General features: G+C 30.4%; 10 protein-coding genes, 3 tRNA genes, 1 pseudogene and 1 other annotated feature. All 14 genes and pseudogenes read left to right on the top strand.

Annotated elements, in window-relative coordinates:
* Positions 1 to 18 precede the first annotated feature (18 nt).
* The 14 genes and pseudogenes from LN736_RS16570 (at position 19) to LN736_RS16635 (ending at position 13,046) form a co-directional block, all read left to right on the top strand.
* A tRNA-Ala gene (locus LN736_RS16570) sits at positions 19 to 94 on the top strand.
* Positions 95 to 179: 85 nt separating this feature from the next.
* The gene (locus LN736_RS16575; RefSeq protein ID WP_150358917.1) at positions 180 to 683 is read left to right on the top strand and encodes an HD domain-containing protein; all 504 of its coding nucleotides are present in this window, start codon (positions 180 to 182) and stop codon (positions 681 to 683) included.
* 126 nt (positions 684 to 809) lie between these two features.
* Positions 810 to 1,325, top strand: a complete 516-nt coding sequence (locus LN736_RS16580; RefSeq protein WP_150358916.1) for a transcription repressor NadR — start codon at positions 810 to 812, stop codon at positions 1,323 to 1,325.
* Positions 1,326 to 1,381: 56 nt separating this feature from the next.
* Positions 1,382 to 4,096, top strand: coding sequence for a UPF0182 family protein (locus LN736_RS16585; RefSeq protein WP_150358915.1), 2,715 nt, complete (start codon positions 1,382 to 1,384; stop codon positions 4,094 to 4,096).
* A 58-nt stretch (positions 4,097 to 4,154) separates the two neighbouring features.
* On the top strand, positions 4,155 to 5,546 hold the full coding sequence (locus LN736_RS16590) for an NAD(P)/FAD-dependent oxidoreductase (RefSeq protein WP_229982024.1): 1,392 nt from the start codon (positions 4,155 to 4,157) through the stop codon (positions 5,544 to 5,546).
* 18 nt (positions 5,547 to 5,564) lie between these two features.
* Complete coding sequence (locus tag LN736_RS16595) at positions 5,565 to 5,930, top strand: DUF1667 domain-containing protein (RefSeq protein ID WP_179978610.1); 366 nt, start codon at positions 5,565 to 5,567, stop codon at positions 5,928 to 5,930.
* A 105-nt stretch (positions 5,931 to 6,035) separates the two neighbouring features.
* Positions 6,036 to 6,233 (top strand) — a binding site (T-box leader).
* Positions 6,234 to 6,294: 61 nt separating this feature from the next.
* Positions 6,295 to 7,575, top strand: coding sequence for a serine--tRNA ligase (gene serS, locus LN736_RS16600; protein WP_150359018.1), 1,281 nt, complete (start codon positions 6,295 to 6,297; stop codon positions 7,573 to 7,575).
* A gap of 225 nt (positions 7,576 to 7,800) precedes the next feature.
* The gene (locus LN736_RS16605; RefSeq protein ID WP_229982025.1) at positions 7,801 to 9,201 is read left to right on the top strand and encodes an amino acid permease; all 1,401 of its coding nucleotides are present in this window, start codon (positions 7,801 to 7,803) and stop codon (positions 9,199 to 9,201) included.
* Positions 9,202 to 9,230: 29 nt separating this feature from the next.
* Positions 9,231 to 9,926, top strand: a pseudogene (locus LN736_RS16610) (amino acid ABC transporter ATP-binding protein); the annotation flags it as partial.
* On the top strand, positions 9,927 to 10,592 hold the full coding sequence (locus tag LN736_RS16615) for an amino acid ABC transporter permease (protein WP_229982026.1): 666 nt from the start codon (positions 9,927 to 9,929) through the stop codon (positions 10,590 to 10,592).
* A gap of 51 nt (positions 10,593 to 10,643) precedes the next feature.
* On the top strand, positions 10,644 to 11,474 hold the full coding sequence (locus tag LN736_RS16620) for a transporter substrate-binding domain-containing protein (RefSeq protein ID WP_150358461.1): 831 nt from the start codon (positions 10,644 to 10,646) through the stop codon (positions 11,472 to 11,474).
* Positions 11,475 to 11,545: 71 nt separating this feature from the next.
* Entirely contained in the window at positions 11,546 to 12,709 is a 1,164-nt protein-coding gene (locus LN736_RS16625) for a MalY/PatB family protein (protein ID WP_150358462.1), read from the top strand.
* A gap of 135 nt (positions 12,710 to 12,844) precedes the next feature.
* A tRNA-Ser gene (locus LN736_RS16630) sits at positions 12,845 to 12,935 on the top strand.
* A gap of 20 nt (positions 12,936 to 12,955) precedes the next feature.
* Positions 12,956 to 13,046, top strand: a tRNA-Ser gene (locus tag LN736_RS16635).
* The last annotated feature ends 79 nt before the right edge of the window (positions 13,047 to 13,125 follow it).

The following is a 13,125-nucleotide window of genomic DNA, read 5'->3' on the forward strand; positions in this document are numbered from 1 at the left end:
CCTGAAGGTCCACCATATGGGGGTATAGCTCAGCTGGGAGAGCATCTGCCTTGCACGCAGAGGGTCAAGAGTTCGAATCTCTTTATCTCCACCATCTTAGTAAAAGGAATTACAAATTTGTAATTCCTTTTGTTTTTTTATAAATTAATTATTATAATAGAATTAAAGGTGATAAATAAATGCTATTTTGTTATAGAATAAAACAATTTTATTGGGCACTCACTGCTAAAATCAATAGAGATGATGATAGTTTTATAAAAAGTATCCTAAATATAAATGAATTAAAATTATTTAGTAAATTATCTATTCAGGAACAGAAACATTCGGTAAAAGTAGCCTATGACGTACAAAGTATTTGTAATGATAAATTCGATAAGGTAAATATAAATTTGCTATTAAAAGCAGCACTTTTACATGATATCGGTAAAATATATAAGGAGTTGAATATATTGGATAAGTCTATTTTAGTATTAGGAGATAGATTTTCTAAAGGTAAATTGAAGAAATTTTCTAATAATACAAAAATAAAAGTATATTATGAGCATGCTAAATTGGGAAAAGAATTATTAGAGAAAATAGAAAATAATAGTAGGTTACTTTATTTGGTAGAAAATCATCATGATGAAAAAATAAATGATGATTTAGAGCTTGATATACTTAGACATTGTGATAAAAATAATTAAAAGAATAATTTTAATTGTATTTTAAAAAGTTTCTTCTATTCGTCTATAAAGTTATTCCAAATTTTATGATATAATAGTAATGTAAGTATAGTTGATTATTTCAAAAATATACTATGGGAGGTTAGTATGAACTCAGCAGATAGAAGAGTATGTATTAAAGAAATCCTTGAAAAAAGTAATATACCTCAAAAAGGTCATGTTTTAGCTGAAAAGTTAGGTGTTACTAGACAGGTAATAGTTAAAGATATAGCAATTTTAAGGGCTGAAGGCAAAAGTATAATAGCTACTCCAGATGGATATTTAATTCCAAAAGCAGAGAAGGAAATGGTTAGAAAAGTAATTGCTGTTTCACATAAAACAAGCGAAATGGAAGATGAACTTAAAACTATAGTTAAATTTGGGGGAAAAGTAGAAGATGTTATAGTGGAACATCCTGTATATGGAGAGATAAAGGGAATGTTAATGATAAAAAATTTATATGATGTAGATAATTTTTTAGATAAAATAAATAAATATAAAGCTGAACCTTTATTAATATTAACAGGAGGTGTACATTTACATACTGTAATAGCTGATAATTATGATATATTGAAAAAGATAATAAATGAATTGAAGCTAAAAAAATATATAATTTCTGATTAAGTTATACTTTCTTTAATAAGTATAATTGATGATTATTTATAAAGAGGTGATTAAAATTGAAAAAAAAGAAACTGGCATTGGGTACGGTAATTTTGATTTTGGCCTTATGTATTATATTTTTAAATAATATTGTAAACTTTGTAATTAATATAGAATGGTTTAAAGAAGTAGGATATTTATCTGTTTATTTTACTAAGATTATTGCTATGTTTAAGCTTATAGTACCTTTATTCATAATAAGTTTTATAGGTATATGGTTGTATTATAAGAGCCTTCGGATAAGTATAATAAAGTATAGAAAAGTCGTTGAAGTGAATAGCAATAAAGATAAATTTGAAAGAAAAATAGTTTTAATTGTTGATCTAATTGCTTCATTTGTGGTTTCTTATATATTTGCAGCAACTTATTGGTATAGAACTTTACAATTTACAAATTCTGTACCTTTTAATATAAAAGATCCTCTTTTAAATTTAGATGTTTCTTTTTATGTATTTAGATTACCACTTATACGATCTCTATATAATGCATTTTTGAGTTTGGTAATATTTTTATGTTTAATAACACTATTTACATATTTTTTATTGAATATAAAAGACAGGTTTATTTTAAGAAGCTTTAAAAAAAGACCTGGTAAGATAGATATTTTAAATAGTGATATTACAAGATTTGCAGGGAAACAATTGGCAGTTTTAGCTGCTCTTATAATGATTTTTATATCGGTAGGATATGTTTTAAAGTGTATTGGACTTGTATATAGTGAAAATGGTGTGGCATTTGGGGCCAGTTATACTGATGTTCATGTAAGCTTGTTGTTTTATAAAATTATTGCAGTAGCGTCTATTATTGCAGCTATAGTTATATTCATAAGTATAATTAAATCTAGGTTTAAATATATTGTAATTTCAATAGCTGTAATAGCAATATTAGTTGTAGTTAAAAGTATATCATACTTTGTAGTACAAAATTTTATTGTAAAATCTAATCAGAAAACTTTAGAGCAGCCTTATATAAAATATGATATAGATTATACCCGTAAGGCATATAATATTGACAATATGGCAACTACTTCTTTTCAGGTAAAAAATGATTTGACTTCAGCAGATATAAAGAACAATATGGATACTATAGATAATATAAGAGTTAACTCCTTTGATCCAACTCTTGAATTTTATAACCAAGTTCAGATTATAAGGTATTATTATCAATTCAATAATATTGATGTGGATAGATATTATATAAATGGAAAATTCAATCAAGTATTTATAGGAGCAAGAGAAATAAATAGCAAGGCAATAGATCCTAATACATGGCAGAATAGGCACCTTGTATACACTCATGGTTACGGTATAGTAATGAATAAAGTAAATTCTGTAACCTCAGAAGGACAGCCTAATTTTGTCGTAAAGGATATGCCTCCGCAAAATTCTACAGATATAAAATTAGCTAATCCAAGGATATACTTTGGAGAGAAAACAGACGATTATGCAGTTGTAAATACTAAATTGGATGAGTTTGATTACCCAAAAGGAAGCGATAATGCAACTAATAACTATAATGGCACTGCTGGAATAAAGCTGGGAATAATCAACAGAATTTTGTTTGCCATAAATCAAAAGGATATAAATTTTCTTTTATCTAGGGATATAACTAAGGAAAGTAAAATATTGATAAATAGAAATATAAAAGATAGAGTTAATAAAATTGCACCGTTTTTAAATTATGAATCTGATCCATATATAATAATGAGTGGTGGTAAACTCTATTGGATCTTAGATGGTTATACATTCTCAAATGAATATCCTTTTTCACAGCCGCAAAATGGACTTAACTATATAAGGAATTCTGTAAAAGTTGTTATGAATGCTGAAAATGGAAATGTTAATTTTTATATCATGGATAAAAATGATCCTATAATTAAAAGTTATGCGAAAATATTTCCCGGGCTATTTAAAGATGTAAGTGAGTTGTCACAAGATATAGTTAAGCATTTTAAGTATCCTAAAGATCTATTTAATATTCAATGTAGCATACTTGGAAAATACCATGTAACAAATCCAGGAGTATTTTATAGTGGTGAGGATTTATGGGAAGTAGCCAGTAATCAAAAGGAAGTTAGTGGAGAAAAAAGTTTAATTGAATCACCTTATGTGGTTATGAGGCCCGCAGGTGCTTCAAAGGAAGAAATGATATTATTACAGTATTTCAATATGAGAGATAAGGATAATATGGTTGCTTTATTTGGCGCTAGAATGGATGGAGACAATTATGGAAAACTCATTCTTTATAAATTTCCGCCTGAAAAAACTATATACAGCCCTTATCTGTTTAAACAAAAATTAAATCAGGATACAACTATATCTCAGCAGTTGTCTCTTTGGAATAAAAATGGTTCTACAGTTCAATTTGGTGATACTATGATAGTTCCTATAAAAAATTCGTTGCTATATGTAGAGCCTATGTATTTAAGAGCTAATGGGAAAGATAGTATCCCTGAGATGAAAAGAGTTATAGTATCTTACGGGGATAAGATATTGTTAGCTCAAAGTATAGACGATGCCTTAAATCAAATATTTAATTATAATCAGGATTCTAGTAATGAAAGTATTGATAATTCTCAAAAGCAAACGACACCTTCCGTTAATAGTGATCAAATGAAAAGGGCAAAAACCTTATATGATAATGCAATAAGTGCACAAAAAAATGGAGATTGGGCAAAATATGGAGAAGATATTGAGGAACTTGGAAAAATAATAGATTCATTAAGTAAATAGAAATAGTGTTTTGGATTATAGAAGAATGTGTTTAGGTACTTTGAAAGGAAGATTTGACATGGATTATGATGTAATTATATTGGGTGGAGGAATAGTAGGATGTGCAGTTTCTTATGAACTTTCCAAATATAATTTAAATATAGCATTGATTGAAAAGGACTATGATATAGCTGATGATGTAGCACTTATAAATTCTTCTATAGTTTATGATGGATTAGAATGTGAAGATACATTATTGGCCAAATTAGAACTTATAGGTAACAAACTTATACCTGGCTTAGCATCTAAATTTAATATTTGTTTTAAAAAAAAGGGATATTTACTTGTTGCAAATAACCGGGAAAGTGAAAAAAGGTTGACTGAAATATATTGTACAGCTTTAAAAAGAGGAATAAAAAATATACATTTATTGAATCCTAAGGAAATTTATAAAGTAGAACCTGGATTGAATGAAAATATAAGAAAAGCTATTTATTCTGAAAATACGGGAATTATATCTCCTTATGATTTAGCAATCTCATATGGTGAAATTGCATTTGACAATGGGGTTAATTTTAAGTTAGGAGAAGAAGTTTTAGATATAGAAAATATATCGAAGGGATTTAAGGTGATAACTAATAAAAATAAGTTTACTTGTAATATGGTGTTAAATACAACTCCAAGAGAAAATTACAGTATAGATAGCCAAAATAAAATAAATAAGGATAGAAAATATTTAAAATATTTTCTTATAGATAAAAATACTAAAAAGGATTATAGAAATATAATTTCTACAGTTGAAGAAAATTGTGGGAAGATGTTTCTTATGCCTACTAGTCAGGATGGATTGTTAATAGGTATAAAAGATAATAAAAAGATAAGTTATGAAGGTGCTCTACAAAAAATTAAAGGATTTATAAAGGATATATCTGAACAGGATATTGAGAGCTCCTATGACTCTTTATTTTATAATGACTCTTTAATTATAGATGATAGTTTAATTGATAAGGGTTATATTAAAGTAATTGGCAAACATTATGGTCAAATTACAATGACTCCAGTAATTGCAAATATAGTATGTGAAACTATAGTGAATAATTTAAACTGTGTTCTAAAGAAGGATTTTGTAGATAGACGGAGGGAATTTTATAGATTTAGGGATTTATCTAATGATGATAGAAAAAAAATAATAAGATTGAATAAAAGTTATGGTAGGATAATATGTTATTGTGGAAAGATAACAGAGGGCGAAATAATAGATGCTATACGCAGACCTTTGGGGGCACGTACAGTAGAGGGTATAAAGAGAAGGACAGGTGCTGGATTTGGAAATTGTATGGGATCTCAGTGTCTTTGCAAAATTACATCTATTCTTTCCAGGGAAATAAATAAAGATATGATATATATAGTAAAGGATTCCAAAAACTCTAATATTGTTAAAGGTAGAATAAAGGAGTTTAATGAAATGTAATTATGGGGGAACTACAAGTTGATTAAAGAGGTTATTTGTAACAAGTGCGGTAAAAAGTGTATACTTAGTATAGATAAATGTGAAAATAATGTAGAAGTTGAGGGGAATTTATGTGATAAGGGAATAGAATATGCAAAATTGGAAATAGATAATAAAAGTGATATATTTACTACTCTTGTGAGAATAAAGGGATCTGACTATAATGTGGTTCCTGTAAAGAGCTCCAAGCCTATAGATAAAAGTTTATGGATAGAATGTTCTAAAGTTTTAAGTAGAATACATGTTGGAGCCCCTATAAAAATTGGCAGTATAGTATGTAAGAATATTTTAAATACAAGAGTAGATATAATTTGCACTAAAAATATTGATAAAAATGCTAAATAAATTTTAAAATTTATTTTATGACTTTTGATGTAACGGTCATATAAATATGTCTATGGATTTAAATATTTAATTTATTGACATTATAAGTCTATGTATATATAATTGAAGTTGTCAATGAAAAGGTCAGTAGCTTTATAGTGATTTAAGAGAATCAGTGGTTGGTGAAAACTGGTTATTATTATACTGTGAATCCACCTTGGAGATACTGTTAAAAGCAGTTCGGTGATACCGTTATAATCTTAAAGAGAGTCAATATGTTATTGGCTAATTAGGGTGGCAACACGGAATCTTTTCGTCCCTTTGGGGTAAAAAGATTCTTTTTTTATATATAAAATTACATATATCACTGAGGAGGATTATAATTATGTTGGATTTAAAAAAGATAAGAAACAATCCAGAGGAGATAAAAAAACAACTTACAAATAGGGGAGAAGATTTTGATTTATCAGATATTGATAAAGTAGTATCACTAGATGAAAAAAGGAGACAAATTTTAGTTGAAGTAGAATCGTTGAAAAATAAAAGAAATCAGGATTCATCAGAAATAGCTAAAATAAAAAGAAATGGTGGAAATGCTGATACTTTAGTAAGTGAGATGAAAGAGGTTTCGGATAAGATAAAAGGGTATGATGTACAGTTATCAGAAGTCAATGATAAAATAGAATATATAATGCTTAGAATACCTAATATTCCAAATCCTGCAGTTCCAGAAGGTAAAACAGATGAAGATAATGTTGAAATTAGAAGATGGTCAGAGCCTACTAAATTTGACTTTAAGCCTAAGGCTCATTGGGATATAGGTACAGATTTGAATATACTTGATTTTGAAAGAGGAGGTAAAGTATCAGGATCAAGATTTACATTTTATAGAGGAATAGGAGCAAAGCTTGAAAGAGCTGTAATAACATATTATTTGGATTTTCATACTGAAAAACATGGATATGAAGAATTATTCCCTCCTTATATGGTAAATAGAAATAGCATGATAGGTACAGGTCAGCTTCCCAAATTTGAAGAAGATGCTTTTAGAGTATCTAATAATGATTTTTTCTTGATTCCGACTGCTGAAGTTCCAGTAACTAATTTTTATAGAAACGAAGTGCTAAGAGGGGAAGATTTACCTATAAAGCACGTTGCATATAGTGCATGTTTTAGAGCTGAGGCTGGTTCGGCAGGTAGAGATACAAGGGGAATTATAAGGCAGCATCAATTTAATAAAGTGGAAATGGTTAAATTTACAAAACCTGAACAGTCCTATGAAGAACTTGAGAAATTAACTAATGATGCGGAGGATGTTCTTAAGGGTCTTAAACTTCCTTATAGGGTAGTTAGAATATGTAAGGGTGATTTAGGATTTACAGCGGCACTTAAGTATGATATAGAAGTCTGGATGCCAAGTTATAATAGATATGTTGAGATATCAAGCTGTAGTAATATGGAGGATTTCCAGGCAAGGCGTGCTAATATAAAGTATAAAGATACACCGAAAGACAAACCAAAATATGTTCATACATTAAATGGTTCTGGAGTAGCAGTAGGAAGAACAGTTGCGGCTATTTTGGAAAACTACCAACAGGCAGATGGAAGTGTTGTAATTCCTGAATTATTGAGACCATACATGGGTGGAAAAGAAGTTATCAAATAGAATAATAATTGTTTAAAGGGCAGTAACTTTTTTATTTATAAAAAGTTACTGCCTTTCTATTTAATTTTTAAAATTTAAAATATATTAAATAAATATTGTTTTAATAAACTTACAATTATAGTATAATAATAAAATGTCTTTCAAATAAAGAGCTATAGTAAAATTATTTAAATTAGAGGTATTGTAATAATTCTTCTATTAAAATTGAGGAGATTGATGTATATTATGGATTTATTTAGAAAAAAAAGTTTGAATGATTTTGAAAATGCAGTTTCCAAAACCAATCTAAAAAAAGGATTAAATTCTTTTGATATAGCATCTATGGGAATTGGATCTGTAGTGGGTACTGGCATATTTGTCGCAACCGGACAAGGTGCCCATATAGCAGGACCAGCAATAATAATATCTTATGTAATAGCGGCAATAACAGCTGTACTATGTGCTCTTACTTATGCAGAACTTGCCACCATGTTTCCGGTTTCAGGTAGTACATATTCTTATTGCTACATAGCTTTTGGTGAAATAATAGCTTGGATTTTGGCCTGGAATTTAATACTTGAATATCTTGTAGTTGCAGCTACTATTGCTACAGGTTGGTCTTCTACATTTGTGGGAGCTTTAGCTACATATAATATACATATACCTGAAATGATTACAAAGTCTCCATTATCTGGTGGCATAGTAGATTTACCTGCTGTTCTGGTTGTAGCACTTATAACATGGATTTTATATATTGGCGTGTCGGAAAGTGCAAAGGTAAATAATATTATAGTTGCTGTAAAAATAGCTGTAATAGCTATTTTTATATTAGTTGGAATAGCTCATGTAAATATATCTAATTATCATCCTTTTGCTCCCTTCGGATTTAAAGGGGTAATGTCGGCAGCTTCAATTATATTCTTTGCATTTATTGGATTTGATGCGGTTTCTACTGCAGCGGAAGAAACTGCTAATCCTAAAAGAGATATTCCATTAGGATTGGGTATATGTATGGTTATAATTGTTATATTGTATATAGGTGTCTCACTAGTTCTTACAGGAATAGTACCATATAAATTAATAGATATAAATAATGCACTTCCAGCTTCTCTGTCATATATTGGAATAAATTGGGGATCTGCTCTAATAGCTGTAGGAGCTATTGTAGGAATGATTTCAACTCTTTTAGTAACAGTATATGGTCAGGTTAGAATATTCATGAGTATGTCTAGGGATGGTTTATTACCTAAATGCTTTGCATCAATATCTGATACTCACAGTACACCAGCTTGCTGTACTTTAATAACAGGAGCTGCAACGGCTGTCATAGGGGGTTTTTTGCCACTTTCAGTACTCATTGAATTATGTAATATAGGGACTCTATCTGCTTTTTTAGCGGTATCTATAGGAGTTATTGTTTTAAGAAAAACTATGCCTGACATTGAAAGAAAGTTTAGATGTCCGGGAGTACCTTTTACCCCGATATTAACTATATTTTTTTGCTTATACCTTATGATAAACTTACCAATGGTCACATGGATTAGGTTTCTAGTGTGGACAATAGCTGGAATATCCATTTATTTTTTATATGGGGCAAAGCATAGTACATTAAATGAGACTTCTAATATAGAAAATAGGAGTGTTTAATAGTTAATGTGTTAATTATTTTATAATAAAATATTGAAATAGACAAGGGAGAAGTTGTGGTATTAATTGGTCCTTCAGGGACAGGTAAATCTACATTTCTCCGTTGTCTTAATTTTTTAGTTAGACCTACAGAAGGTAGAATTACAATTGATGGATTTACAGTAAATGCTAAAATAGCTTCTAGAAAAGATATTTATCAATTGAGACTGAAAACATCAATGGTTTTCCAGAATTATAATTTGCTTAAGAATAAAACCGCTTTACGAAATATTATGGAACCTATGGTTACAGTACAAAAGAAAAGTAAGGACAAGGCTGAAAAAATAGCTCTTGATTTGATTAAAAAGGTAGGGCTTTTAGAAAAAAAAGATGCATATCCTAAGGAGATGTCAGGTGGACAACAGCAGAGGATAGGGATTGCCAGAGCTATGGCTGTAAATGCAAATGTTATGTTATTTGATGAACCTACATCTTCTCTGGATCCTGAATTAGTTGGAGAAGTTCTAACTGTAATTAAACAATTGGCTGTAGAAAGTAATAAAACAATGCTAATAGTGACCCATGAGATGAAATTTGCCAGGGAAGTTGCAGATAGAATAGTTTTTTTGGAAGATGGATGCATTGCAGGAATGGGAACTCCTCAAGAAATATTTGAAAATTGTACAAATGAACGAATTAGAAAGTTTGTTAATACAGTAAGTTCAAATATTATGGAGGGTAAATAAATGAATTTTGATTTTAAATGGTTTATTAACTTATTTCCGATTGTCCTACCTTCATTAAAATTGACAATTGAGATGTCTTTGATATCTTTATTATTTACATTGATGCTGTCTATTATAATCTCTATTATCAGGTATTATAAAGTATGGGGATTTTCTCAAATTTTTGGTATTTATATTACATTTTTTAGAGCTACACCATTGGTGGCACAGCTGTTTATATTATATTTTGGATTTCCATCTATAATCCCGGCTTTGAAATCCATGACGGCGTTTCAAGCTACTGTAATTGCTCTTACGTTAAATACAGCTTCTTTTATGGCAGAAACGTTGAGGGCAGCTATTGAATCTGTTGAAAAAGGACAACTTGAGGCTTGCTATTCTATGGGAATGACAAAATATCAGACAATGATACGAGTTGTTCTACCTCAAGCATTTGTTGTAGCGCTGCCATCTCTTGGAAACCAGTTTATAGGCATAATTAAAGGAACTGCACTTGGGTTTACAGTAGGACTTGCTGATATAATGGCAAAAGCCAAGATGGAAGCAGCATTAAGTCTGCGTTTTTTTGAAGCATACTTATGTGTCACACTGATTTATCTGGTAATTGTAGTTTTTATGGAAAAACTTCAGGGACTATTGGAAAGAAAAATTCAAAAATTCTGTTAAAAGGTATAATTTTAAATTTATATAAATAATATTAAAACTTAGGAGGAAAATATGAAAAAAATACTTTTAACTGTAATATCCATATGTGTGATTTTTGGTATGACTGCATGTGGAAATAATCAAAAAAATTCACAAAAACAAGATGAATCTAGCACATCTACTGAAATTGTGGTAGCATCCGGTTCATCGTCAGTTCCAAATTCCTATGTAGAAAATGGAGTACATAAGGGACAGGAAGTGGATATTTGGAATGCCATTTCTAAAAAGACCGGACTTAAGGTTAAATTTATAACGGGAGATTTTGATACTTTATTTGGATATCTGGATTCAGGTAAAGCTGACACTGTGGGGAACACCATTACAATCAATGCCAAGAGGAGAGATAAATATAATTTTTCAGAACCATATGCCTATATTCCTGAAAAATTGGTTGTTCATTCAAATAGGACAGATATTAAAAAATTAAAGGATATCGCAGGAATGACCTGTGGGTTTTCATCAGGATCAAATGGAGGCAATTTGTTTCAACAAATTGCAAAAGACCAGGGAATAAAGATAAATTTAGTAACGTATGATAGTTCTGAATTATTAAATGAAGCTTTCAGACAGGGAAAAGTTGATGTGATGATTGTGGCGGCTGGTGAAGCGGCGTATAAAATTAAAAATAAAGTTATTGATGCCAGAATGGTTGAGGAAAATGTTATGGTTGGAGCTAAAGCTTATCCTTTTGTAAAAGGAGATAAAAAATCGGAAGAGTTGAATAAAGTTGTTACCAAGGCGATTAAAGAGATGCAGAAAGACGGTACACTGAAAAAGATATATAATAAATGGTATGGAATGGATTTTAGTCAAAAGCCGGCTAATGAAAAGATAGCAGATTAATTTTATAGTCTTTTAAATTGAAAGTGTAGTTGTTAATCTTTTTGAGAAAGATGATGTGGAGGTGAATTAAAATGTTAAAGTATGTTGACAGAAGGAAGACGGACAGTTCTAAATGGGATGGACTAAAAGCTGTGTTTGGATCTGAGGAGCTGCTTCCTCTGTGGGTAGCGGATATGGATTTTAGAGTATGTGATTGTGTGCTTAAAAAGCTTGATGAATATTTAAAACTTGGAGTTTTAGGCTATTATATAGAGCCTAAGGAATATAAAGAATCTTTTATAAAATGGGAGCAAACTTACCATAATTATAGGGTTCATGAAGATTGGATCAGGTATTCTCCTGGTGTGGTTCCTGCTATTAATTGGCTCATTCAGATATTAACGGAAAAGAATGATGCAGTTATAGTATTGACGCCAGTTTATTATCCTTTCCTGGATGCAATTAAGAATAATAAAAGAAAATTAATAGAAAGTGACTTAATTAACAGCTCAGGAAAATATACTATTGATTTCTCAGATTTTGAAAATAAAATTGCAAAAAATAATGTAAAGTTGTTTTTGCTCTGTTCACCCCATAATCCAGTGGGAAGAGTATGGAAGAAAGATGAACTGAAAAAACTTATGGATATATGTGAAAAATATAAGGTAAGAGTAATTTCAGATGAAATTCATCAGGATATTATAATAGGACAAAACCCTCATATTTCAACTGCAAGCATTGGCGATTATGATTCCATGCTTGTTACTCTTACTGCTGCCACTAAAACTTTTAATCTTGCTTCTTGTAAAAATTCTTTTGTTGTCATACCTGATTTTGATATTCGAAAGAATTTTGATAATTTTGTAAAATGTATCAGAATTCCAGGTGGAAATGCGTTTGGGTATATTGCAGTCCAAAGTGCCTATGAAGGGGGAAGGCCCTGGCTGGAGGAAGTGCTGCAGCAGATCAGGGAAAATTACCTGTATGTAAAAGAAACTTTAGAAAAAGAATTGCCTCTTGTAGAGATATCACCCTTGGAGGGAACCTATCTGGTGTGGATTAATTTGGGAAACTATATAAAAGGAAAAGATATGGAAGGTTTTATAAAAGAGAGATGCAAACTGGCCTTTGATTTTGGAGAATGGTTTGGCGGAGAACGTTTTAATAATTACATAAGGATGAATATTGCCACTTCAAAAGAAAATATAACTAAAGCCCTTGAAAGAATTGTAGGAGAGATCAATGAAATTATATAAATAAAATTTTAAGTGACATTATCACATGCCAGTAGAATTTTGAACTTTGGGTTGACAGTGAATATATATCGTGCTATATTATATTAGTAACCGCAAGGAATATGGAAGCAAAAGTTAATTAAGATAACTTTATGCGGAAAGATGGTCGAGTTGGTTTAAGGCACCGGTCTTGAAAACCGGCGTACGGGTGACCGTACCAAGGGTTCGAATCCCTTTCTTTCCGCCATATATTATAATGTAGGGCATGGAGAAATACTCAAGTGGCTGAAGAGGCGCCCCTGCTAAGGGCGTAGGTCGGGTGACCGGCGCGAGGGTTCAAATCCCTCTTTCTCCGCCATAGGCTTTATTAAGGTGCATTGAGCTTCATGAATGACATAAAATCAATGGTTTAGAGAAATGACGTATCATTAAGAGTT

Origin of the sequence: Clostridium aromativorans, from assembly GCF_020908015.1 — a bacterium.
Classification (GTDB): domain Bacteria; phylum Bacillota; class Clostridia; order Clostridiales; family Clostridiaceae; genus Clostridium_B; species Clostridium_B aromativorans.